The 24253-nt window shown below is 65.5% G+C and carries 23 protein-coding genes; 8 read left to right on the top strand and 15 right to left on the bottom strand.

Features of this window, described 5'->3' with window-relative positions:
• Positions 1-122: 122 nt before the first annotated feature.
• The 5 genes from FV233_RS07455 to FV233_RS30200 form a co-directional block, all read right to left on the bottom strand.
• Entirely contained in the window at positions 123-3293 is a 3171-nt protein-coding gene (locus FV233_RS07455; RefSeq protein WP_147897087.1) for an efflux RND transporter permease subunit, read from the bottom strand.
• Positions 3294-3344: 51 nt separating this feature from the next.
• Entirely contained in the window at positions 3345-4514 is a 1170-nt protein-coding gene (locus tag FV233_RS07460) for an efflux RND transporter periplasmic adaptor subunit (RefSeq protein WP_147897088.1), read from the bottom strand.
• 54 nt (positions 4515-4568) lie between these two features.
• Positions 4569-5132, bottom strand: a complete 564-nt coding sequence (locus tag FV233_RS07465; protein WP_147897089.1) for a TetR/AcrR family transcriptional regulator — start codon at positions 5130-5132, stop codon at positions 4569-4571.
• A 2-nt stretch (positions 5133-5134) separates the two neighbouring features.
• Positions 5135-5479 carry a multidrug efflux SMR transporter gene (locus FV233_RS07470; RefSeq protein ID WP_147897090.1) on the bottom strand — a complete coding sequence of 115 codons (345 nt, stop codon included), beginning with the start codon at positions 5477-5479 and terminating at the stop codon, positions 5135-5137.
• A 361-nt stretch (positions 5480-5840) separates the two neighbouring features.
• On the bottom strand, positions 5841-5990 hold the full coding sequence (locus tag FV233_RS30200) for a hypothetical protein (protein WP_187278070.1): 150 nt from the start codon (positions 5988-5990) through the stop codon (positions 5841-5843).
• 391 nt (positions 5991-6381) lie between these two features.
• Between FV233_RS30200 and FV233_RS07475 the strand changes: the two genes are divergently transcribed.
• Together FV233_RS07475 and FV233_RS07480 are read left to right on the top strand one after the other, a co-directional pair.
• Positions 6382-6843: a GNAT family N-acetyltransferase gene (locus FV233_RS07475; RefSeq protein WP_147897091.1), complete on the top strand. Its 462-nt coding sequence runs from the start codon at positions 6382-6384 to the stop codon at positions 6841-6843.
• Positions 6844-7001: 158 nt separating this feature from the next.
• Positions 7002-7298, top strand: coding sequence for a hypothetical protein (locus FV233_RS07480; RefSeq protein WP_147897092.1), 297 nt, complete (start codon positions 7002-7004; stop codon positions 7296-7298).
• A gap of 42 nt (positions 7299-7340) precedes the next feature.
• On the opposite strand, the gene FV233_RS07485 is transcribed toward FV233_RS07480, so the two are convergent.
• The gene (locus tag FV233_RS07485) at positions 7341-7523 is read right to left on the bottom strand and encodes a hypothetical protein (RefSeq protein ID WP_147897093.1); all 183 of its coding nucleotides are present in this window, start codon (positions 7521-7523) and stop codon (positions 7341-7343) included.
• 53 nt (positions 7524-7576) lie between these two features.
• Positions 7577-7963 carry a hypothetical protein gene (locus tag FV233_RS07490; RefSeq protein WP_147897094.1) on the bottom strand — a complete coding sequence of 129 codons (387 nt, stop codon included), beginning with the start codon at positions 7961-7963 and terminating at the stop codon, positions 7577-7579.
• Positions 7964-8410: 447 nt separating this feature from the next.
• On the opposite strand from FV233_RS07490, the gene FV233_RS07495 reads away from it, so the two are divergent.
• The 3 genes from FV233_RS07495 to FV233_RS07505 all read left to right on the top strand — a co-directional run bounded on the left by FV233_RS07495 (position 8411) and on the right by FV233_RS07505 (position 10625).
• Positions 8411-8830 (top strand): MucR family transcriptional regulator, encoded by a 420-nt coding sequence (locus FV233_RS07495; protein ID WP_281407994.1) that lies wholly within the window; start codon positions 8411-8413, stop codon positions 8828-8830.
• Positions 8831-9316: 486 nt separating this feature from the next.
• Complete coding sequence (locus FV233_RS07500) at positions 9317-9742, top strand: hypothetical protein (protein WP_246689932.1); 426 nt, start codon at positions 9317-9319, stop codon at positions 9740-9742.
• A complete protein-coding gene (locus FV233_RS07505) occupies positions 9726-10625 on the top strand; it encodes a sigma-70 family RNA polymerase sigma factor (RefSeq protein ID WP_147897096.1) in 900 nt (299 codons plus the stop codon). The genes FV233_RS07500 and FV233_RS07505 overlap by 17 nt, the downstream gene beginning before the upstream one ends.
• On the opposite strand, the gene FV233_RS07510 is transcribed toward FV233_RS07505, so the two are convergent.
• On the bottom strand, positions 10619-11068 hold the full coding sequence (locus FV233_RS07510) for a hypothetical protein (RefSeq protein WP_246689933.1): 450 nt from the start codon (positions 11066-11068) through the stop codon (positions 10619-10621). The genes FV233_RS07505 and FV233_RS07510 overlap by 7 nt on opposite strands.
• A 12-nt stretch (positions 11069-11080) precedes the next feature.
• On the bottom strand, positions 11081-11839 hold the full coding sequence (locus tag FV233_RS07515; protein ID WP_147897097.1) for an SDR family oxidoreductase: 759 nt from the start codon (positions 11837-11839) through the stop codon (positions 11081-11083).
• Positions 11840-12174: 335 nt separating this feature from the next.
• On the opposite strand from FV233_RS07515, the gene FV233_RS07520 reads away from it, so the two are divergent.
• The gene (locus FV233_RS07520; RefSeq protein ID WP_246689934.1) at positions 12175-14481 is read left to right on the top strand and encodes an ATP-binding protein; all 2307 of its coding nucleotides are present in this window, start codon (positions 12175-12177) and stop codon (positions 14479-14481) included.
• Positions 14482-14715: 234 nt separating this feature from the next.
• Here FV233_RS07520 and FV233_RS07525 read toward each other — a convergent pair whose 3' ends face one another.
• The 6 genes from FV233_RS07525 to FV233_RS07550 form a co-directional block, all read right to left on the bottom strand.
• Positions 14716-15642, bottom strand: coding sequence for an MBL fold metallo-hydrolase (locus tag FV233_RS07525; RefSeq protein ID WP_147897125.1), 927 nt, complete (start codon positions 15640-15642; stop codon positions 14716-14718).
• Positions 15643-15998: 356 nt separating this feature from the next.
• Complete coding sequence (locus tag FV233_RS07530; RefSeq protein WP_147897098.1) at positions 15999-16631, bottom strand: tyrosine-type recombinase/integrase; 633 nt, start codon at positions 16629-16631, stop codon at positions 15999-16001.
• 200 nt (positions 16632-16831) lie between these two features.
• Complete coding sequence (locus tag FV233_RS07535; RefSeq protein ID WP_147897099.1) at positions 16832-17185, bottom strand: hypothetical protein; 354 nt, start codon at positions 17183-17185, stop codon at positions 16832-16834.
• Entirely contained in the window at positions 17178-20327 is a 3150-nt protein-coding gene (locus FV233_RS07540; RefSeq protein WP_147897100.1) for a CusA/CzcA family heavy metal efflux RND transporter, read from the bottom strand. Before FV233_RS07540 ends, FV233_RS07535 begins: the two co-directional genes overlap by 8 nt.
• 10 nt (positions 20328-20337) lie before the next feature.
• Positions 20338-21738: an efflux RND transporter periplasmic adaptor subunit gene (locus tag FV233_RS07545; RefSeq protein WP_147897101.1), complete on the bottom strand. Its 1401-nt coding sequence runs from the start codon at positions 21736-21738 to the stop codon at positions 20338-20340.
• Entirely contained in the window at positions 21735-21932 is a 198-nt protein-coding gene (locus FV233_RS07550) for a polyhydroxyalkanoate synthesis regulator DNA-binding domain-containing protein (protein ID WP_147897102.1), read from the bottom strand. The genes FV233_RS07545 and FV233_RS07550 overlap by 4 nt, the downstream gene beginning before the upstream one ends.
• 210 nt (positions 21933-22142) lie before the next feature.
• Here FV233_RS07550 and FV233_RS07555 point away from each other — a divergent pair, with 210 nt between their 5' ends.
• A complete protein-coding gene (locus tag FV233_RS07555) occupies positions 22143-22820 on the top strand; it encodes a response regulator transcription factor (protein WP_147897103.1) in 678 nt (225 codons plus the stop codon).
• A complete protein-coding gene (locus tag FV233_RS07560) occupies positions 22813-24171 on the top strand; it encodes an ATP-binding protein (protein ID WP_147897104.1) in 1359 nt (452 codons plus the stop codon). The genes FV233_RS07555 and FV233_RS07560 overlap by 8 nt, the downstream gene beginning before the upstream one ends.
• Positions 24172-24253 lie beyond the last annotated feature (82 nt).

A 24253-nucleotide genomic window follows, 5' to 3' on the forward strand; every position in this document is an offset into this window, starting at 1 on the left:
CCAACCGGAAAGCGGTCGTTCGTTGCGCGGTGCGTGTTGGTTCGTGGTCGGGTTGCGTGGAGCGCAAGAAAGATGGAGTTCGTCGATTGCCGGGAAGCAAGGCTCCAGCAATCCGCCAACCTTCATCGAACACCGCTCGTCATATTGGTGTCCGACGGAAAGCTCGTCGTTTCACCATCCGCACGCGAAAACGTGGCTTTTGACCTCCCGCGAAAGGTCGAGGCGATCAGTACGTAAAACAGCGGCGTGACGAACACCGCCAGCACCGTCGCCGTGACCATTCCGCCGAGTACGCCGGTGCCGATGGCCCGCTGGCTGTTCATGCTCGCACCGGTGGCGACGGCGAGCGGTACGACGCCGAGGATGAAGGCGAACGAGGTCATCACGATGGGCCTGAAGCGCAGCTCGCACGCCTCCAGCGCCGCGTCGTGGACCGAGCGGCCCTGGGCCACGAGATCCTTGGCCACCTCGATGATGAGGATGGCGTTCTTCGCGGTCAGGCCGATCACCGTGATCAGGCCGACCTTGAAGTAGACGTCGTTGGGCATGTCCCGCAGCAGCATGGCGAAGACGGCCCCGACGACGCCGGTCGGCACCACCAGCAGCACGGCCAACGGGATCGACCAGCTCTCGTAGAGTGCCGCGAGGCAGAGGAAGACGCAGAACAGAGACAGGGCGAGCAGGTAGATCGCTTGGCTCCCCGAGAGCTTCTCCTGCAGGGACTGTCCGGTCCAGGCGTGGTCGAACCCGGGCGGCAGCTTCGCCCCGAGCCGCTCCATCTCGGCCATTGCATCGCCGCTGGCGTAGCCCGGCGCCGCGCTGCCGCCGAACTTGATGCTGGGGTAGCCATTGAAGCCGACCACCTGCGACGGCCCCATCGTCCATTCGATCCGCGCGAACGATTGCAGCGGCACCATCTGACCCTTGGCGTTGCGTACGTTGAGTTCGAGCAGGTCCTCCGCCTTCATCCGGCGGCCGGCCTCGGCCTGGACGATGACCCGCTGCATGCGGGCCTGGTTCGGGAAATCGTTGACGTAGGCCGAGCCGAGGCTGGTCGAGAGCGTCTCGTTGATGTCGGCGAAGGTGACGCCGAGCGCGTTCGCCTTCTCGCGGTCGAGGATCAGTTCGACCTGGGGCGCCGTCGGCAGGCCCTCGACGTAGACGCCCTTCAGGACCGGGCTCTTCGAAGCGGCAGCCAGCAGTTGGTCGCGAGCGGCGGCAAGCGCGAGGTAGCCCTGCTGCCCCTTGTCCTGAAGGCGGAAGCTGAAGCCGCTGGAATTGCCGAGGGAGTCGATGGCCGGCGGGGCGAGCGACATGGCGATGGCGTCGGGCAAGGCGCCGAGCACCGCATTGGCACGGGCGGTGATGGCCTCGGCGCCGTCGTTCGGGCCGCGTTCCTGCCACGGCTTCAATCCGACGAAGGTGAGCGCCGCGTTCTGGCCCTGGCCGGAGAAGCCGAAGCCGAGCAGCAGGATCTGGTTGTCGACGCCGGGCTCGCGGGCGAAGTGCTCCTCGATCCGCTTGGCCACGTCGAGGGTTCGTTCGGCGGAGGATTCCGGCGGCGTCTGCGCGTCGACGATGACGTATCCCTGGTCCTCGACGGGGAGGAAGCTCGACGGCATCCGCACGTAGCCCCAGCCGAGCGCGGCGACGAGCACGGCGTAGACGAGGAGCGCGCGCATCGGGCGGCGCAGTATGCCTGCCACGCCGGAACGGTAGGCGTGCGTCCCCGAGGCGAAGCGGCGGTTGAACCAGCCGAAGACACCGCCTTTGCCATGGGCATGGCCGGCCTCGACCGGCTTGAGCAGGGTGGCGCAGAGCGCCGGGGTCAGGGACAGCGCCAGGAAGGCGGAGAAGGCGATGGAGGTCGCCATGCTGACCGCGAACTGGCGGTAGATCACCCCGACCGAGCCGGGGAAGAACGCCATCGGCACAAACACCGCGATCAGCACCAGGGTGATGCCGACGATGGCGCCGGTGATCTGGCCCATGGCCTTGGCGGTCGCTGCCCGCGGGGCCAGTCCCTCCTCGTTCATGATGCGCTCGACGTTCTCGACCACGACGATGGCGTCGTCGACGAGGATGCCGATGGCCAGCACCATGCCGAACATGGTCAGCACGTTGATCGAGAAGCCCGCGAGCAGCAGCGCGCCGCAGGTGCCGAGCAGGGCCACCGGCACCACGATGGTCGGGATCAGGGTGTAGCGGACGTTCTGGAGGAACAGGAACATCACCGCAAAAACGAGCGCCATCGCCTCGGCGAGCGTCATCAGCACCTTCCGGATCGAGACCTCGACGAATGGCGTGGTGTCGTAGGGCACCGTGATGGCGACGTTCGGCGGCAGAGTTTTGCCGAGCTGAGCAATCTTGGCCTTCACGCCGGTCGCCGTCGCCAACGCGTTGCCGCCGGGCGCCAACTGGATACCGATGCCGGCGGCCGGGCGTCCGTCGAGGCGCGTCTGCATGGTGTAAGACTGCCCGGCGAGCTCGACCTCGGCGACGTCGCGCAGGCGCACCAGCGATCCGTCCATGTTGGCGCGAAGAACGATCTCACCGAACTCGCGCGGCGTGGTCAGCTGTCCCTTCACCAGCACGTTCGCGGCGATGCGCTTGCCTTCCCTGGCCGGCTGCGCCCCGACGATGCCGGAGGCGATCTGCGCATTCTGGGCGCCGACCGCCGTAGTGACGTCGCCGGGCGTCATGTTGAGGCCGACGAGCTTGACCGGGTCGATCCAGATCCGCAGGGCCTTCTCGGACGAGAACAGGGTCGCGCGCCCGACGCCGGGTACCCGGCGCAGCTCGCCCACCACCCGGCGCGCGGCGAGGTCGCCGAGGTCGGTGTCGCTCATCTTGCCGTCTCGCGAGCTCAAGGCCACGAACTGGAGGAAGCTCGTGCTCGCCTCCTCGACGATGACGCCCTGCTGGGTCACGGCGCGCGGCAGCCGCGCCTCGATGCGCTTGATCCTGTTCTGGACCGCGACCGTGGCCTTGGAGGCGTCCGAGCCCGGCGCGAACGAGGCCATGATCTGCGCTGTGCCGGACGTGTCGCTGGCGCTCTCGAAGTACATCAGCCCCGGGATGCCGTTGAGCTCCTCCTCGATGATGCGGGTGACGCCGTCGTAGAGCCGCTCCGGCGGGGCACCCGGGTAGGTCGCGGTGACCTGGATCGTGACGGGGGCGACGTCCGGGTACTGCGAGATAGGCAGGGCGGCGATGGAGATCGCGCCCACAAGCATGATGAAGAGCGAGATCGCCCAGGCAAAAATCGGACGGTCGATGAAGAACCGGGTCATGGGAATGCGCCTGCGCAAGCGGGGTCGGGACGTCGAGGATGCCGACCGCGATCAGCGGGGTTCGGGGGCGGCGGCCGTCCTGCCACCGGTCCAGGCGACGGCATTGACGGCCATGCCGGGCTGGATCTTCTGGAAGCCCTCGACCACGACGGCCTCGCCGGCCTTGAGCCCCTCCTCGACGATCCAGCCGGCATCGGTGAGCGCGCCGGTGCGCAGTGGCCGTAAGGCGGTCTTCCCGTCCTCGACGACGTAGGCCTGGGCCTCGCCGGCGCTGCTGCGTTGGATCGCCTGTGCCGGGACGATGACGGCGTCGGCCTTCATACCCTGCGCGACGCGCACGCGGATGTAGGTCCCCGGCAGCAGGGCGGCCCTCGGATTCGGGAAGGTCGCGCGCAGGCTGACCTGCCCGGTGCCCGGGTCGACGCCGACATCCGTGAATAGCAGGCGGCCCGCATCCGGGTACGAGCTACCGTCAGCCCGGACCAGCCTCACCTCCGTCGCCTCCCTGCCGGCGGCGCGCTCTGTGAGCCGGCCCGGGTCCGAGGCGGAAGCGTTGAAGTCGGCGAAGATCGGGTCGATCTGCTGGATGACCGCGAGCTTCGTCGCGTCGGTCCCTCCGACCAGCGCCCCTTCGGTGATCAGTGCACGCCCGATCCGTCCCGCGATGGGAGCCCGCACGGTGGCGAAGTCGAGGTCGATCCGGGCGCGGGCGAGTTGTGCCTTCGCGCTGGCGACGTCGGCCTCGGCCTGTCGCAGGGTGGCGACCGCGATGTCGTTCTGGGCGGTGCTGGCGGCCTGCCGCTCGACCAGGGTCTCGGTGCGCTCGGACTGGCGCTGGGCCTGCACCCGCGTCGCCTCAGCCTTGGCGACCGCGGCTGTCCGGGCGTCGACCTCCGCCCTGTAGATCGCCGGATCGATTTGGAAGAGCACGTCGCCCTTACCCACGAGGCTGCCCTCCTCGAAGGTGCGCTGCTGGATGATGCCGGAGACCTGCGCCCGGACCTCGGCCACGCGGGTCGAGGCGAGACGTCCCGGCAGGTCGAGCATGCGCGGCATGGTGGTCGCCGCCACGGTCACGGTCGACACGTTCATGGGGGGCGTCTCCGCCCCGGGCGTCGTCGGGTCGGTGGCGCTCGGCTTGCAGCCGAACAGGGCCAGGATCACGATGCAGGGCGCGATCACCGGGACGATGGGCAGGCGTCTGCGTTCACGCTCTCGCATGGGGCGGCGGGTCCTTGGTCCGGGATGGTGGGCAGGACGGTCCGGCAGGACCGCTCAGTCGGGAAGCGTCATCGCCACCAGACGCTTGCGCAGGGTGGGAAGGTCCGGCATCGGGCCGCCATCGTCGCGCAGGAGGCCGGCGAGCCAGACCCCGTCGGCGGCCAGCCGCACGATCTCCAGCGTCGGATGGTCGTCGGTTTCGCGGTGCCGCCGGACGAACTTGGCAAACCACTCCGCCGTTACCCGCCGCAGGCTCGGTTCCGTCAGGGACGAGATGTAGAGGGCCGTCCACTGGCTGCCCTGGTTCAGCATCAGGTCGTCCAGGGTGACCGTCACGTAGGCTCGGGTGAATCGACCGTACGGCTGCGGATCGCTCGCCATCGCCGCCTCGATGTCGGCGTCGAGCTTCTCCAAGAGCTCGGCGACCACGGCGTCGATCAGCGCCTGCTTGCTCGCGAAATGGTGGAACATCGCTCCCCTAGTGACGGCCGCCGCCTCGCAGACCGCCTGAACGGTCACGGCGGCGAGCCCCTGCTCCATGGCGAGCCGAGCCGCACAATCGAGCAGCGTGCGCCGGACGAGTTCGGGCTGCTTCCTGCGGCGGTAGGCGTTCTCCATGGTCAGTGCCCCGTCGAGGTCGAGAACACCTGCATCACCACGACACCGCCGACGATCATGGCGATTCCGACCATGGCCGGCACGTCAAGCGATTGCTTGAACACCGTGGCGCCGATCACGGCGGTCAGCACGACGCCGACCCCGCTCCAGATGGCGTAAGTGATCCCAAGCGGCATAACCTTGAGGGCGTGCGTCATTAGGTAGAACGCGCCGGCATAGAACGCCACCATCGCCAGCGTCGGCACGAGCCGGGTGAACTGCTCGGACTTCTGCAGGTAGGTGGTGCCCACGACCTCGCACGCGATGGCGACGGCCAGGGCTGCGTAGGCGACAGATTGGCTCGGCATGGTCTCACCGGTGAATCGGTAGGCACATACATACAGACCGTTTGGTATCTTTCAAGCCTCAATTCATGTTCCCGCACGGGCACTGATTTATTACGGGTCGGGAAGTGGCAGGTGCCTGATGTGACATGTGCCGGACGACGGAGTTGCGATCCACTCGTCCGAAAGCAGACGGGCAGGTCCCCACCCGTTGCGGACCGGGCGATTGGGTACCCGAATGTCAGATTTGGATCACCTCGCACCCTTGGGCCGATCACACTCAGCGACGCCGATGCTGGGGCTTCTCCGTCAGGATGCGATCGGAAGGCCAGCCAGCGTTGGCGCGCTGATACAGCCGCATGTACGGAATCCCCGTGGCCTCCGATCATTCAATCAGCGTCCGAGTATCGTCGCTCAGGGTGATGGTGACACTGGCCTTATGCGGCATCTCCAGCCACTGGCAGTTCGTCTTCTCGTAGCGCTTGGTCGTATCGATGCGCCTGAGGGAGTGACGGAACGACGGCTTGTCGCCCATGTCGGCGAGGAACTGTTCGAGGTCCTCCCACTCCGGGTTGTAGGTGATGCCACGCAGTTAGCCGTTCTGAGAACGGTAGTTTAAGCATGCCTTCATCGTGTTCCAAGCTCGGTATGTTGTGATGCGCTTGCCGTCCTGTTCATCAATCATCGAGGTCATTGATGTTATCCATTATTGCATGGAGCTTCTGCTAACAACGGTCGCGGAGTCGGTATATTAATCAGTCGCGATACTGTTTGGCACTGGGCCGTGTTGTCTGGTCGGCGCGCGCGGTGATCCACGGGTTCAGGCGGCTTCCAGACTGCCACCTGTGTTTCAATAGGAATCTTGCCGGTGGTGTCCTTGGGCGCCATCCTGCACGCTCGATTCGACGTTACGGACGGTCAGCAGCATGTACGAGATCAGAGAGGATGACCTTTCAGGTGCACCGACACGGGCGCTCCTCGCGTTCCATTTGGCGGGCATGCATGCGTCTTCACCGCCTGGTAGCGTGTTCGCGCTCGATCTCTCGGGTCTGACACAACCGGGCGTGACCGTGTGGACGGCATGGCGCGGAGATCGGATCGCGAGTGTTGGAGCGCTTAAGGTCTCGGAGGATGGCACCGCGGAGGTGAAATCTATGCGGACCCATCCCGAGTTTCTCGAAATGGGGGCCGGTTCAGCCATCCTCGACACCATCATCGAGCATGCAGCGGCCCGTGGCATACGCCGATTGAGCCTGGAGACTGGGAGCGGGCCTGCGTTCGAACCGGCACTCAGGCTGTATCGGCGGCGAGGCTTCGTAAATAGCGAGGCGTTCGGGTCCTACACAGCGAGCGACTTCAACCAGTTCCTGCATCTAGAGCTTGGCTGACGGATCGCATCTGCCGAAACAACTCGGAAGTAATACGAATTCTCTTCGTTCGGGAATCAGCTCGGGTTTGGATAGGTCTGTGTGGTAGCACACGGCATCGCATCGGCTGAAGGAGTTTGATTGTGCGCAATCTATCTCAATCGCGCCGATGAGGGAAAATGCCCGGCAAGCAAGACGAACCAAACGAGACGGAAGCCCGTAGAGAACGCGTGAGTTGGATCAAACTCGTCCATCTGACGTGGAAAATATCATTTAAAGACGAAGAGAGAGACCCGGTGTTACGTCTGTTCGACGACCTGGGGCAGGCGCCTCCCTCACACCCGATCTTCGAAATCATCTATCACGCGGGGCAGATGGAGGCCGCGATTCAAATGCTCATCGACAAATTTGAGTTGGATGCCGACCATATCGAGACGCTTCGAGATATCGTGCAGCGGACGGTCAGGCGAAACTAAACCCCGCCAACTATCCAGGCTGTCACGAGCACCGAGCCGGAATCACTCTCTGCCGGGATACAGCGCGCTTTTGGGCGGGTAGCTGGCGAGGTAACGGGCTCGCTCCCACAGGTCGATGCCATGACCGTTGGGCAGCATGGCCGCCATGGCCTTCGCCTCATCGTCGGTATCAGCATCCAGGATGTCGGCTTTCCCCACGGTGCCGTCATGGCCGATGCGGAACACACAATACGTTCGCGGTCCCGGTAGTGGTTCGTCGATACTGGTTGGCGATCCTGTCACGTGTGCGTCCGTTTATCGAGGCGGGGGTTCGAAGGTTGCTCCGCTCCCAAAGAGAGCACCCACGCCAGCGGATCGAGGGGCTGAGTTGACACTGGCGTGGGAGCTATCGGCTGGACGCCGACGCGATCGATTTTGCACAACCCAACTTGGAATGCACTGCGCCAAACCACGCAAGCGAGCCATTTTTCCGGGCGATTGATCAAATCTACGTCAATCAGTCTTAGGCGGTTCTTATCTGCCGGTTTGAATTCGTAATAATCTGCCAATACGTGGCTATAGCGTTCGTTCGATATGCTACTCACGATATACATAGAACCTTCGCCGTGCAGCCACATGTCGATAGGTTCAATGAACGGTAGGGCCACGATGACCGCGAAATCCATAAAACGGATCGAAGTCGGAGATCCACTGCTCACTAACTCAGCAGAAATTTTCGAATTGGACGACGGGAAATATCAGGTCGTTCTCAGGCTGCTGCCGTCAAAGGATGATTGGGAGCCAGGAACTTGCCCGCCTCATCAGCTAGAAATCCGAGACTATACTAATCGGGTTGAGGCACAGGTCTGGTTCAAGATGCTGGAGCGGCTGCTGAAAGGGATGAGGGCGCCCGAATGACAGCCCCTAACATGTCGGATCGCCGTACCGTGCTCAGCCACTGCCGCGAGGATCTTGTTAACCACGTTCGAATCCCAAGCGGACGGGGGTTGAATCCCGCCTTTAGCTGCTGATCTAAGTTGTGTGGCGGCGGTGCACGCACGCACCTAAGCTTCCAACTGAGCAGTAGTAAAATGATACCAGAAGATACCGGACCTCAGGTTGATTCCGTGAGGATGGCGGGTGAGGTTGTCGCCGCGTACATCTCGAACAATTCCGTGCCGGTCGCTGAGTTGCCCGGTCTGATCCGGGCCATGCATGACACCATCGCCGCGCTTGCTTCAGGTTCGGCTGTCGGTGCCGCCGAATCCCAGCCAGAAGTTGTACGGCCATCCCCCGCCCAGATCCGCAAGTCGGTTCAGCAGGACGGTTTGATCAGTTTCGTTGACGGGAAGACGTACAAGACGCTCAAGCGGCACCTGACCGCCAATGGGCTTAGCCCCCAGGAATACCGCGAGCGCTACGGCCTGCCCACGGACTACCCGATGGTCGCCCCCAGCTATGCCGAACAGCGTTCTGCGCTGGCCAAGGCGATCGGGCTGGGGCAGCCCGGCTCGAACTCCAAGCCTCGTGGGAAGGCGCGCAAGGCGGCTTGATCCGCGCGGTTCTTACCCCTGGATTCGTGAGAACCCGCTGGTCCCAGGACCGGCGGGTTTCCTGTATCGACGAGTGGCCCCTACGATCGTCGAGTTTGGCCCAGGACGGGCACGGGTTGATTTCCGCTAAGGGTCCTTGGCTGGAGAGCATTGGCGCCTGAACGGCGCCGGGTCTGAACATCGTAACGATCGGCCCGAATCCGACGCTCGGTACCAGCCGCTTGGGTCTACTTTCGACCCGACGTTGCCGTTGATGCGCACACCTGGGCATCTCGAAAGCGGTCGTTCATCGATGGATGTCGTCACGGTTGGGTTGTCCGTGGGTCCCGTGTCATGGCTTGATCGAGTGCTTCGTAGTGGCGCTCGACCATTGGGTCAGGCAGCCGGTGTTCGGTGACATGAACTGTGCAAAGCCGATGATATGAAAGGTGCCCAGCGGAAACTTGCGTCCCATGTCACATCGGACAGCAGTGCATCGTCACTCACGTGAACCAATCACGAGGGGTGAGTTCGATGATAAAAGTCATTCCGGTACTCGCCGGCATCCTCGGCGCAGGACTGGCCGGGAACGGCGTGTTCATGCTCGTCGCGCCCGAGGCATGGTATTTCGCGGTACCGGGCGTAACGACGACAGGGCCCTTCAATCAGCATTTCCTGCGAGACATCGGCCTGATCTTCGTGTTCATCGGGGCGGGGTTCGTGTACGGCGCGGCCCGACCCGGACCGCGCTCGCTGCTCTGGACGCTTGGTGCTGTTTGGCTCTCGGGCCACGCGCTGTTCCACTTTTGGGAGGTTGCGGTGGGCATCTGCGGGCCGGAGGTTCTGTCCCGCGACTTCCCCGCGGTGACGCTTCCTGCACTTATCGCGGTCGCCTTCAGCGTCTGGTCGTTCCGCCATGCCGACCATCGATGATCCGACCCGCGTCTTCGAGCAGGAGCGGGCGCGGCTCGTCCGGCTCGCCTACCGCATGCTCGGGTCCCTCGGCGAGGCCGAGGACGTTGTACAGGACGCATGGCTACGCTGGCGACACGTCGACCATGCCGAGGTCGCCTCGGCCGGCGCCTTCCTTTCACGGACGGTCACGAGGCTCTGCCTGGACGTCATGAAGTCCGCCCGGGTCCGGCGTGAGACCTATGTCGGAACCTGGTTGCCCGAGCCTGTTGCCCTGGTCCCGGACGAGGCCCCTGGCGACGACCTGACGCTCACGCTGATGCTCGCCTTGGAGAGGCTCTCGCCGCTTGAGCGGGCCGCGTTCCTCCTGCACGACGTCTTCGCGGTCCCGCTCGCGGAAATCGCTGTCACCCTCCGGCGTGAGCCACAGGCGGTTCGTCAGCTCGCCGCGAGGGCCAGGAAACACGTGCAATCCGCCCGCCCTCGCTTCCCCGTCGAGCGGGAAGAGGGCGCGCGTATCGCCAAGGCCTTCTTCGAAGCGTCGACGACGGGCGATGTCGCTGCGCTGCGCAGCATGCTCGCCAATGCCGTTGTGGTGCACTCCGACGGGGGCGGAAAGGTACTCGCCTTCCCGCGGCCCATCATCGGAATCGAGAAGGTTACGCGCATGTTCGAGGGTGTCGCACGCAAATCGTGGATCCAGCATGCCCGGAAGCTGCAGGACCTCTGGATCGATGGCCTGCCGGGCTACCTTAGCCTGGAGCCGGGCGGGATGCTCCAGACCGTCGCCCTGGATATCCAGGGCGGGATGATCGTCGACATCTACTTCACCCGTAACCCGGACAAGCTCCAGAAAATGGCGGTGTCGTTCGGTGGATTGCCGGGAGCGCCGGTGCCTCAATAAGCCTCACCGGCGGGCGATTGCCAGCTCCCTACGGCAGACCGTCGAGAACGCGCAAAGCGGATCGAGATCGCTGGCGTGGCGGATGTCAGCGAAGGCGGCGAGATCCTTGTTCGGGGCGAGTAGGTCTCGCCGATGCGCTGCATGACGCGCTCGGCTTCCTTAAGCGTCTCCGGCTCTCCGAAGAGCCGGATCTTGTTCACGATGGCATAGAGGTTCACCAGCTTGACCGGGCCGTCGAGGTCGTGCCGAGAGGCGTCGCCGAACAAGGTCGACGCCTCTCGGATGAACTCGCCATAGAGCGCTTCCCGTCGCACTCGGTCCTGCACCAGGAGGGTCGCGCGCTCCTGGCTGTGTTGCGTCAACCCAGTGGTCGCGAAGGAGGCCATCGCGCCGATGGCTGACCCGGCCAGCGCGGACAGCGCCGGGATGTAGGTAGGATCCATCGGCGGGAGGCCTCAGGCCGTGCGCTTCGGCTGTGCCGCCAGCCAGTCGCCGTATCGCCGCTGCGAGAGCCACGCGTTACCTGTTGGCGTCAGCCAGGGGCCTTCAAGGACCACCCCGAAGTACGGTGCGGTGTCGTCCGTGCGGACCTCGTGCGTCTCGCCCAGGCCCTGGAAGTGACGCCTCACCAGCTCGACCATCGGCAGCCGCTCAAACCCGGCGATCTCGACCATGCCGTTCAGGGGCGGCGCCAACGCGGCCTCTGCGACCTTCGCCGCAACGTCGGCCGACGCGATCGGCTGAATCGACGCGGAGGTCACGCGCGCGACGCCGTCGATGAGCGCGGCTCCCGCGATGGCGGCGACGAACTCGAAGAACTGGGTGGCACGGACAAGCGTCCAGGGTACGCCCGCGGAGGCGATCAACTCCTCCTGGGCGAGCTTGGCGCGGAAGTAGCCGCTGTCGAGCAGGAGCTCGGTGCCGACCACCGAGAGTGCGACGTGGTGGGACACGCCGGCATCCTTCTCGGCCGCGGCGAGGTTCCGTCCGGCGCGGACGAAGAAGTCCATGGCCGCGTCGTCGGCGAACGATGGCGAGTTGGCGACATCGACCACCACGGCGGCCCCCTTCAACGCTACTGCGAGGCCCTCGCCCGTGACGGCGTTGACGCCGGTGTTCGGCGAGGCCGCAAGGGCGTCATGGCCGGCGGCCTTCAGAATTGCGACGACCTGCGAGCCGATCAGCCCCGTGCCGCCGATGACGACGATCTTCATGTGACGCTCCGTCCTGTGTCCGGTCCCGGTGGGGACTTTCGAAAACAAGACGAGAACGGTCCCATCTGGTGTGACATCGGCTCCAATGAAATTGGTCCGAGCGGAGGCCAGACGCCCCTACGGCCAGGAAAATCCGTTCCGCCATGTCACGTCCGCTCTTCGACCCTCGTCATGCAGGAAGCATCGCGAGGAACGACGATCATGACGCCCTCCATCGAGAGGCCGAGGCGGGACCGAACCCGCCAGCTCGCTAGGCGAGAGACGAAGGGTTGAAGCCTCCCCGTCCGCTCCGATGGCAGTTCCTGTCTCTCTTCGTCGGTCTGCTGGTCCCAACCTTGCTGTTCGTCGGTGTCCTGCTCTGGCGCTTCGCCGCGTCCGAACGCACGCGGGTCGAACAGGACGTGCAGATCCGAGCCCACGGCTTATCCGTGGCGTTCGACCGCGAGATCCATGGTGTGCTCTCGACACTTCAGGCGCTCGCGACCTCACCGAGCCTCGCAGCTCACGACCTGCCGGCCTTCTACGCCCAGATGCAGGAGATCACCCGCCTGCAGGGGATCAACATCAACCTCCGGCGTATCGACGGGACTGCCGCATTGACGACCCGAGCGCCGCTCGGAACCGCCGCACCTGCGCCCCTGGCCCTTGCGGAGATCGATGGAGAAGTTTTGCGAACGGGCGTCGCGGTGGTCAGCAACATCTTCCTGACCTCGGTCTCGAAGCAGCCCTTCTTCCAGATCGTCGGCGCCCCTATCCGCATCGGCGAAACGCTGACCTATCTCCTCGCGGCGAGCCTCGACCTCGGTCACCTCGTGGCAACGACGCGCCGAGAGGATCTCCCGTCCGGTTGGATCGGGTCATTGGTGGATCGCAACGGAATCGTCGCAGTCCGCACCGAGCGGCAGGAGGACTTCGTCGGCAAGCTGACCTCGGCGGATTTCCGCTCCCATACGGTCGACGACGCCGGACGGTATTACGGCCGTAACAGGGTCGGACAGGATATCCTGGTCGGCTATGGCAAGTCGAAGCTGACGGGTTGGACCGCGGCGGTCGTGGTCGACCGGCAGCTCGCCGAGGCGCCACTGCAACGTTCGATCATGATCCTCTTCGGGTTAGGGCTCGTCCTCGGGCTGCCTGTCGTAGGTATCGCGTTGGGAGTCGGCCGACGGGTGGACCGTGCGATGCGTCGCCTCGGGGAAGGCGCAGAGGCGATAGGCCAAGGGAGCCCGGTCGAGGCCATTGCGACCCCCATCCTGGAGGTGAACCGGATCGGGGCAGCGCTTGCGACGGCGGCGCTTCAGTTGCAGGCACGGACACGCGAGCGCGAGGTCGCCGAGCTCGCCTTGCGCGACCTCAACCTGGCGCTGGAAAACCGTGTCGCCGCACGCACGCAGGAACTCAACGACGCGAACCGCGCGCTCATCGGCGAGATGCAGAGCCGTGAGACGGCCGAGGCCCAACTACGGCAGTTGCAGAAGATGGAGGCCGTCGGCCAGCTCACCGGCGGCATTGCGCACGACTTCAACAACATGCTCGCCATCGTGATCGGCAGCCTGAACCTGATCCGCAAGCGCATGGCACGCGGCGAGAGCGACATCGAGCGCTTCATCGATGTCGCGACGGATGGTGCAAACCGCGCGGCCTCGCTGACCCAACGCCTGCTGGCTTTCTCGCGCCAGCAGCCGCTCGCGCCGGAGCCCATCGATGCCAACAAGCTCGTGTCGGGAATGTCCGAGATCCTACGTCGCACGCTCGGTGGCGGCATCAGATTGGAGACCGTGCTTGCCGGCGGCCTGTGGCGCACCCATGCCGACGTGAGCCAACTGGAGAACGCCATTCTCAACCTGGCGGTCAACGCGCGGGACGCCATGCCGGATACCGATGCCGGGAGCGCCCGCCTGACTATCGAGACGGCCAACGCTCATCTCGATGAGGCCTATGCCAGGAGCGTGGAGATCTCACCCGGTCAGTACGTCCTGGTGGCCGTGACCGACTCCGGAACCGGCATATCGCCGGAGGTCCTGGCCAAGGTGTTCGACCCGTTCTTCACCACCAAGCCGGTCGGCAAGGGAACGGGGTTGGGCTTGTCGCAGGTCTACGGTTTCGTGCGTCAATCGAAGGGACACGCACGGATCTATTCGGAGCCTGGGCAGGGCACGAGCGTGAAGCTCTACCTGCCGCGCTTTTATGGCGAGGGGGAAGCTGCCGGATCCTCTCGGGATGGTCATCTCATGGCTGCTCCGCCCCTCGGCGACCGAGGCGAGATCGTCCTCGTCGTCGAGGACGAGGAGGCTCTGCGCCTGCTCAGTGTCGAGGCCTTGCGCGAACTCGGCTACAGCGTGCGCCACGCCGAGAGCGGTGCCGCCGCATTACATGTCTTGGACGCCCAGCCCGATATCGCGCTGTTGTTCACCGATATCGTCATGCCTGACATGAACGGTCGTCGGCTCGCTGAAGAGGCGATCCGGCGGCGTCCGGAACTCAAGGTGCTCTACACAACAGGGTTCACGCGCAACGCCGTGGTGCATAACGGCGTGCTCGATCCCGGCACGCATTTCCTGCCGAAACCCTTCTCCATGCAGCAGCTTGCGAGCAAGGTTCGCGGCGTGCTCGATCATGCACCGGAACCGGCCGACGCGTGATCGATGGCGGACCGGGTCGACCGGCATCCTTGTAGTCTCGCCACTCCAGGCACGGCGGTCATCCTCGAACGGTTCGCCGCGGCGCTTCCGGCATCACGTGCGGGAAGTCCCTTCGGAGCGAATCGCGGGACTGCCGCTCCCCGCGCCAAGCTGGGGGATGACGTCCTTCCCACCGGCAACGCTGGAGGACCTTTTCCAGCGTCACCGCTGACTTCGCCCTTGCGTGGTGCGCGGTCAGTAATCCCAGAACACCGGCACCCAGCGGAAGACGTCGCCATCGACCGCGACCCTGCCGACCGACGGGAACGGCAGGTGCGTCGCTACCAGCTGTTCTCTGGTCCCGGCCAATTCCCGGAGAAGACGGATCCGAACGCGGGCCGCCTCCTCGGGGTCGTGCTCGAAACCGTTGTGCCAGTCGGGTTGGTCGAATCCGACGGGGAAGATGGCGTCGCCGGCGAACGTGAGGCGCTCTCCGCCGGATGCCAGGCGGACCACGCTGTGCCCGGGGGTGTGGCCACCGGTGCGATGAATGACCACCCCCGGCGCGACCTCATGCGACTCCTCGAAGGTTCGCAGATAGCTGCGATACGCCTCCGAGAACCGTCTGGCCGTGGACCGTAGCACCTCCGGAAAGCCCATTGGCATGGAGGTGCGGGAGAAATCGGGTGCTTCCCAGAACGCGACTTCGGCGGCCGCCACGTGGATCCGCAGGTCGGGCCGCAACCGTTCCTTGACCCCGTCGATGAGGAGTCCGCCGATATGGTCCATGTGCATGTGCGTCAGCACCACGTCGGTCACAGATGCCAGATTGATTCCGCCCGCTTCCAGACGTTTGACCAGCTGGCCGGCTCGCGGCAGATCCAGGTTCGGATCCAACCCGAGCCCGGCATCGATGAGGATGGTCTGCCCGCCGCTCCGCACCAGAACGGCATTCAGCGGCCAGTCGAATGCGTCCGGCGCCAGGAACATGTCGTCCAGCCATTCCGCCCGAAGCGCTGGGTCCGCATTGTGAGCGAGCATGGCCGTCGGAAGGGGCAAGACCCCATCGCTGACGACCAGCACGTCGATCTCGCCGATGCGCACCGCGTATCGTGACGGTACCAACTCCTCCGAGCCCGGACGCGCTCGTTGACGATCTCCCTTATCGGTTTGGCCGGTCATTGAAGTGTTCATGATTGCCCCTTGATCGGGACGCGCGGTCATCCGGCTCACCAGGATCAGGAAACGCGCGCCTCCGCACAGGGACGAGAGCGGGTGCGTAAATGTGACATGTGCGGTCAGGGATCCGTAAGCCGGTACTCCGTGATGCGGCAGGAGCGCTGACTTCCCCTCGTTGGCCGAATGTCACCCCGTCGATAGGCAAATGTGGGCTCCTGACGTGACGCAGAGCCAAAACTTTCACTGACGAAATGTCCGCTTCCGAGCTGCCGCCGGCTGCAACTGAACGGCGGAAAGGGGCGCTTTTCTGCCGGGCTGCTCTGAAAGCCCCTCGACACTGAAGCCGAGGGGCCGAACGCTCAAATCTCCGTGCCTTCGGCCAGGGTCAAGGCATCTTCGACGTCGACACCGAGGTACCTGACCGTGCTCTCGATCTTGGTATGGCCGAGCAGGATTTGGACGGCACGAAGGTTGCCGGTCCGTTTGTAGATCAACGACGCCTTTGTGCGACGAAGGGAGTGGGTCCCGTAATCCTCGCTCCGCAGCCCGATGCCAGTCACCCACTCATCGACCAACCGCGCATACTGCCTGGTGCTGATGTGCATGACGCCGTCGAGCCTGCTTGGGAAGGCATAGTCGTCGAGCGTTCCGCCCCGGGCCTCCAGCCATGTCAGGATGCTGGTACGAGCGGGTTCGAGCAATTCGAACTGCACTGGTCGGCCGGTCTTGCGCTGGATGATGATGGCCCGGCTACGGACGCGCCCCCCGCTGACGAGGTCGCCAATCTTGAGCTTGACGATGTCGCAGCCGCGCAGCTTACTGTCGATAGCGAGGTCGAACATCGCACGGTCGCGCACGCGCCGTTCGCGGTCGAGCCAGAAGCGGATGGCCCAGACCTGCTGAGGTTTGAGGGCCCGCTTAGCGCCGAGCTTGCGGCCGGCGTTCCAGGCCGGTCGCCCTTTCGTAGCCGGATCGTGTGCAGAGTGTCCCATCGTCTGTCTCCTTGCCGGCCCATGCCGACAGGGCGAGGAGACACCCGAACCGAGGCTCTGGAGATGGAAGGCAGATGCGGACGTTCCGCTTTCGACCCAACCCAGCCGTACGAGACGACATTGTTGCTGCCGGAAAGCGGACATAAACGGACCAGCTGCTCGCATGGCGTTTGTGCCCAAGATCGACCGCGAGGAACATCTTACGGCTGTACGACCATTGGAAATCGTCTCAGAAGATCAGGGCACAGCGCGTCTTGACCGCGCTTTGTGACGAGAGCCGTGAATTCTTCAGCTCCGGCATAGATATCGTGCGCACCCTGCCTGCTGCCGAGCGTCTCATAGCAAGAGCGAGCCCGCTCCACGATCTCGTCGTTGTAGCGGCTGAAGCCGCACACGCGGGCCGCATTGCGCACCAAACCGTGCATCCGTAGGAAGCCGTCGCAGTCAAAATCCGCCGCCTGACCAGCCTGCGTCGACAGACTGATTACGAGCCACGTCGCGAGGAGCCCGACGCGGCGGACGCGGCGGACGCGTTCACGGCGCGCCTCACGCATCGACGTCCTCCCGCCGCTGCGCTTTGACGTCTCTGGCCCCTGGCTGCCGCGATGAAGCGGACCGGTTGCGACCGAAGGAGACGTGCAGGCCTGCGACGAATGGATAGATCGTCGGCAGCACGATCAGGGTCAGCAAGGTCGCAGTGATCAGTCCGCCGATGACGACAGTGGCCAGCGGCCGCTGTACCTCGGCGCCAGCGCTAGTGGAGATTGCCATAGGCAGGAAGCCCAGCGTCGCCACGAGTGCGGTCATCAACACCGGGCGTAGGCGGATCTCGGCGGCCTGGGTCGCGGCTTCTCGCGGATCGACGCCCTTCGCCTCGATCTCGCGGATGGTGTTCGTGAGCACCACCCCATTGAGGATGGCAATGCCGAAGGTCGCGATGAAGCCGATCGCCGCCGAGATCGAGAACGGCATCCCCCTCAGCGATAAGGCGACAATGCCGCCGGTGGCGGCGATCGGGACGTTGAGGAATATCAGGCCGGCCAGCCGTAGGTCGGAGAACATCACCACGAGGAGCACGAGTATCGCAGCCATCGCCGCCGGCACCACGACCGAAAGCTTGGCCGTCGCCTCCTGCAGGTTCTGGTACTGGCCACTCCAGACCAAGGAATAGCGCGGGGGCAACGGCACCTCCTCCTTCACCGCGGCCTGGGCCGCGGCGACGAAGCTCTGCACGTCGCGCCCGCGCACGTTGGCCTGCACCGAGATGCGGCGCTGCAACCGTTCGCGGCTGATCTGGGCCGGCCCGGAGGCAACCTCCACCGAGGCGACCATCGAGAGCGGCACCATCATCTTGCCGCTGGCCCCCACCGGCAGGTCACGGATGCGCTGGAGGTCGCCGCGGTCACCGGCCGCCAGCCGCACGACGATGTCGGTGATCGAGTTGTCGTCGCCGTAGACCATGCCGCTGGTGCGCCCGCCGATCGCCTCGACCACGTCGAGCACGTCGGAGACGTTGATGCCGTAGCGGGCCGCCTTGGCGCGATCGACTTGGACGGTGAGCGCTGGCTGCCCGGCCTGCGCCTCCGCCTTGACGTCGGCCGCCCCGTCGATGCCGGACACGGTGCGCACGATGGCGTCGGCCTTGTCTTTCAGAACCTTGAGGTCGTCGCCGTAGAGGCTGATCGCCACGTCCCCGCGCACGCCCTCCAAGAGGTCCTGCATCCGCATCTCGATCGGCTGCGAGAACGAATAGGCGACGCCCTTCACCTCCTCCTGAAGGCGCTTGTCGAAGGCCGCGACCAGCCCGTCCTGCGTCTGCGCCGTCGTCCAGGTCGCGGGGTCGGTCAGCGTGATGAAGCTGTCGGTGGATTCAACCCCCATCGGGTCGGTCGGGATCTCGGCGCTTCCCGAGAGCGAGACGACCTTCTTCACCTCCGGAAAGGTCTTCAGCACTGTCTCGATGCGGTGGACGACCTTGAGCGAGGCGGTGAGGTCGATGCCCGGCAGCTTCTCCGAGGTGATGACGATCGAGCCCTCGGAAAGCTTCGGCAGGAACTCGCCGCCGAGGCGCGTCGCCAGCACACAGCTGCCGCCGAACAGCGCCAGCGTGATTAGCACCGTTATGCCGGCCCGGCGCTCGGCCAGTCGCAGGACAGGGGTGTAGGTGCCACGCACCCAATGGACGATACGGGTCTCGCGCTCGGAAATCCCGGCCCCAGACAGGAAGATCGCAGCGAGCGCCGGCATCAGCGTCATCGTCAGGAACAGCGAGCCGGCGAGCGCTAGGATCACCGTCAGCGCCATCGGTCGGAACATCTTGCCAGCCACGCCTTCGAGCGCCAGGATCGGGATGTAGACGAGGATGATGATTGCCACCGCAAACAGGATTGGGCGCGCCACCTCCGTCGTCGCATCGCGGATGACGTCGTGAGGCGGTCGCCCTGGATTCTCGCCGCGGGCCCGCAGCACGTTGTCGATCATCACCACAGCGCCGTCGACGATCAGGCCGAAGTCGATGGCCCCCAGGCTCATGAGGTTGCCCGAGATACCCAGCCACCGCATCCCGGCGAACGCGATCAGCATCGAGAGCGGGATCGCCACAGCCACGAGCAAGCCCGCGCGTAGGCTGCCGAGCAAGATCAGCAGCACCACGACGACGAGCACGGCGCCCTCGACGAGGTTGTGAGCCACCGTGTGGATCGTGCGCTCCACGAGCGCACTGCGGTCGTAGTACGGTTTGATCTCGACGCCCGGCGGCAGCTGTGGGGCAATCTCGGCCAGCGTCTGCTTCACCCGTGCGACCACCGCGTCGGCGTTCTCGCCGTATTGCATCAGCGCAATGCCGACGACCGTCTCTCCTGCTGCATCGTGTGTTACGGCGCCGAGCCTGACTTTGGGCGCTTCGACTACCGCGCCTAGTGTCCCGACGGTGATTGGCACGCCGCCCGGCCCGGTCGTGACGACAATGTTGGCGATGTCGTCGGAGCCCTTGGCGAGGCCGAGGCCACGGATGACTTCCTGCTGATCGTTGTGCTCGATATAGGCGCCGCCGCGCGCGGCGTTGTTGCGGGTGAGCGCGTCGTAGACCTGGGCCAGGGTCACGCCGTAGCGGCGCAGCGCATCCGAGGAGACCTGTGCTTCGTAGGTCGGCATCTGGCCGCCGTAGATGTTTACGTCGGCCACGCCCGGCGTCAGCTTCAGCTTCGGCGCGATCGTCCATTGCAGGATGCGCTTCAACGCCATCGGCGCGTAGCCCGGCCCCCGCAACTCGAACTGGTAGACCTCGCCGAGCCCCGTCGCCATCGGCCCCATCTGTGGGTCGCCGATGCCGGCCGGCATCATCGTGCGCGCCTGGGCAAGACGCTGGAACACCTGCGAGCGGGCCTCCGTGATCGGCATGGCGTCGTCGAACGTCACGTAGACCGCCGACACGCCGTACCGGGAAGTCGAACGGATGCCGGTTAGGCTCGGCGCCCCGGCCATGGCGTTCTCGACCGGGAAGCTTACGAGCCGCTCGACTTCCAGCGGTCCGAGGCCCGGCGAGACCGTAAGAATCATCACCTGCTTCGGAGAAATGTCGGGCACTGCGTCTACCGGCAGGCCTTCGAGGTTGGCGATGCCGCCAGCCGCCGCCGCGATTGCCAGGGCGAGGACGAGCCAGCGGCGGCGGATCAGGAGGGCGAACCACGTCGTCATGTCGGCGTCCTCAATCCGTCGAGCCGAGGAGGCTACGCAGCAGGATCGCCTTCAGCCCGAAGCTGCCTGTCGTCGCCACCGCCTCGCCGTCCTTGACGCCGGCCGTCACCTCGACCCAGTCGGCGCGCTGCAGGCCCAGCGTCAGGTCGCGCTTCTCGAAGCGGTCGTCCGAGGTGCGCACGAAGGCGATCGGGCCGGCCTCGGTCTGCTGCACGGCGCTGGCGGGAATCGTGATGCCGTCGCGGCCGAGATCAGCCTGGATCGCCACTGTGACGAACATGTTGGCCCGCAGCAGGTCATCGGGATTGGCGATCTCGATCCGCGCCGGCGCGGTGTTGGTGGCCGGATCGAGCGCGGCGTTGACTGAGTGCACCAGCCCGTCGAAGCGCGGATGGTCGGAGACCGGCGCAGTGACGACCGCCGGCGCGCCGGCCCTCACCACGTCGATGTCGTGGCCGTAGAGATTGGCGAGCACCAGGATCCGTGAGGGATCGGCGACGGTGAAGGCGTCGCGATTGGTGTCAACGACCTCGCCGAGCGTGATCTCCGCCCGTGTCACCACGCCGCCGATCGGCGCGACGATGGCACTCGTGCCGGCTGCGAGATCGGCGGTCGGGGCGAGGCGCTCGTACTGCGCCTTGAACATCTCCACCTGGGATTGGGCCGACTGCACCGCTGCCTGCGCCTTGGCGAGGTCGACCCGGCGCCGGTCGACCTCGGCTTCGGCGACGCCACCGAACTTGAGGAGGTCGGTGCCGCGCTTGAGGTTGGTCTCCGCCACTTTCTGGGAGGCCTGCGCCTCGCCCAAGCCAGCGCGTGCCCCGGCGAGCCCGTTGCGCGCGTCGAGCACGCCCGACGCGTCCAGCGTCGCGAGCGTCTGCCCCGCCGTCACCCGGTCGCCGGGCTGGACCGAGAGGCTGAGGACGCGGCCCTGCGTCCGCGGCTTCAGATGCGTGACGCGGCGCTCGTCGAATGCGACCATGCCGGGGCCATTCACTGACCGGACGATCCGTCGGATCTCGGCGCGGCCAACGCTGAGGCCGAGGCGCTTGCGGCCCTCCACGTCGAGGGTAACGGCGTCCGCGTCAGTTTGAGCATCGCTCGCATCGGCCTTCGCTGGCGCCGCGGTCTCTGTCGGCGACAGGCCGATCGCGGCCTTCAGCGGATCACCGTAGTGCCAGCCTGCAAAGCCGAGGCCCGCGCAGAGCACGAGAAGCGCGGGCAGCAGCCATGCGCGCCGACGCCTGGGTGCCTGCACGGGCGTCCCGTCCGCGACGGAGCTGACGGCCTCAGTAGGCCAATCGCCGGGCCGCGGCGTGCGGCGGTCCAGGTTCTCTGGTGTGCTTACCTCATCCTGCGGTTCGAGGGCGAGCGGCCAGGAGACGCGCCCGTCGGCGTCATCGCTCCTCATGCGTCGAATTCCGGCCGAAGCACCGTCTCGGTGACGTATTGGCCGGTCTCGGCATCACGCACAACGACATCATAGCCGTCCGCACGCAGTCCCTTGAGATCCGCGTCCGTGACGTAGATCTTGGCTGCGACGTCGTAGAGCCGCACGCCGGCGTAGCGGGTGATCAGGCGCCGCGGCCGCGATTTCCTAGCCATCGACACGTGCCGGACCGGCCCCTGATGCGACGCTTCTTGTTGACATGCCACCCGGTATCGCCCTGTTTGGATCGATTCCAGTAAGTGGACTTAAGTGCCGGTCGGGCTATTAAATTCGGTGTCAGACTCCATGTTTGACTGAGACCGTGACGGCCATTGCGGGCTAGAACTTCGTCACCGGCGCGAGGGTGCCGGCCGGGATGTCGACGGGTGGCGAGGCTACTTCTCATCGAGGACGACGTGGAGACCGCCGAGGATGTCCTTAGCGACCTGCGCGGGCGCGGACATTCGGTCGAATGGGTTGCGGATGGCCTGGAGGGGAGATCCGCGGCCCGCGGCGGCAATTGGAACGCGATCATCTTCGACCGGATGCTACCCGGCCTCGATGGGCTCACAGTATTGCAGGAGCTTCGTCACGAGGGTGACCGGACGCCCGCCCTCGTCCTGAGCGCGCTTGGCGACGTCGACGAGCGCATTCGCGGCCTCCGTGCGGGGGGCGACGACTATCTCGCCAAGCCTTTCGCGCTCGGCGAACTCGCCGCCCGGATCGAGGCGCTGCTGCGTCGGCCCGTCGAGACCCGTGAGACCGTCCTGCGGGTCGGCGACCTCGAACTTGACCTCGTGGCGGGGTCCGGCCGACGGGGTACTCGCGACCTCGACTTGCTTCCGCGCGAGCTCCTGCTCCTTGGCTACCTGATGAGGCATCCTGGTCAGGTGGTGACCCGAGCGATGCTGTTCGAGGAGGTCTGGAACTACCGCTTCGTCCCGAAATCCAACCTCATCGACGTGCACGTCGGGCGGCTGCGCCGGAAGCTTGAGGCCGGCGGCGAGGCGCCGCTGATCCAAAACGTGCGCGGCGTCGGCTTCACCTTGTCGGCCGATGACTGACTTGTTCCGCATCACGGCAGTGCGGTGGGCGTTCGGCATTGCCCTGTGGTCGACCTTCATGACGCTGGTGCTGTTTGGATTCGTCTACTGGCAGACCGCGCCCTTCGTTCAGGACGAACTGGCCCACGTCGTCCGGCACGAGGTCCTCTACGCGGCGCAGCAGCCCGACGAGGCCGGTGTTCGCGTGGAATCCTGGATCCGGGACGACCTTCACAGTGTCCATTTCGGCGGTGTGTTCGGTCCCGACGGTACGAAGCATCTCGGAAACATCGATGCGTTGCCACCTGATCTGCCGCCCGACGGCGAGGTTCGCCGGATCGGCACCCTCGTCGCCATCGCGGGCCGTGCACTGCACGAGGAACTGTGGTCGGCGGCGCTGACGCTTCCCGACGGCCGCGTCGTTGTGGTGGCGCACGATACCGACGAGATCGACCGAGCGCGGGTGACCGTGCTGCGCGCGCTAGGCCTTGCGCTGGCGCCGATGCTGGCCCTCTCTGCACTCGGCGGCACTGTGCTTGCCGCTCGCGGACGCCGCCGGATGGTGGCGACCCAGGCTGCGCTCGCGCGCCTCATGAACGGACACCTCAATCAGCGCCTGCCGATCCATGGCACGAAGGACGAGTTCGATCGTCTCGCCCGCGACGTGAACGCGCTTCTCGACGAGATCGGCCGGCTGATGGAGGAGGTGCGCGGCGTTGGAGACGCCGTCGCCCATGATCTGCGCACGCCCCTGACCCGGCTGCGGACCCGCTTGGAAACGAGCCGCGCGCGGGCCGCGAGCGTCGAGGAGTTCCGTGAGGCGATCGATCAGGGACTGGTCTGGATCGACCAGACCCTGGCGATGGTCAACGCGGTGCTCCGCATCGGCGAGATTGAGCATGGCCGTCGCCGCGCCGCCTTCGCGTCCCTCGACCTTGCCGACATCGTCGCCGAGGTGGCTGAGTTCCACGAGCCGGTCGCCGAAGAGAAGGGTGTGATGCTGCGCCTGCTACCGCCCGATGCCGTCCCCGCCATCAAAGGCGACCGCGACCTACTGTTCGAGGCCCTGTCGAACCTCGTCGAGAACGCTGTGAAGTTCACGCCCCCTGGTGGCGAGGTCCGCATCGGCCTGCAAGGCCGCGACAACGCAGCCACGATCGCGGTGGAGGATACCGGTCCCGGCGTACCGCAGCGAGAGCGGGTACAGGTGTTCGGGCGCTTCCACCGCTTGGAGCCCGCGCGCGGCAGCCCTGGCAATGGTCTCGGCCTCAGCCTTGTCTTGGCCGTCGCGAAACTGCACGGGCTGAGTGTGGAGATCGGGGAAGCCCCCGGGGGCGGCTGCCGAATCACGATGAACTGGTGCGCCGAATAAGGCATTTTCCTGGTTGACGCGGCGACCAAGGCACATCCATTACGCTGAACTGTGGTCCCACAGGGGTGGGGCCCAACCTCCG

It is taken from the genome of Methylobacterium sp. WL7 (genome assembly GCF_008040085.1).
Taxonomy (GTDB): domain Bacteria; phylum Pseudomonadota; class Alphaproteobacteria; order Rhizobiales; family Beijerinckiaceae; genus Methylobacterium; species Methylobacterium mesophilicum.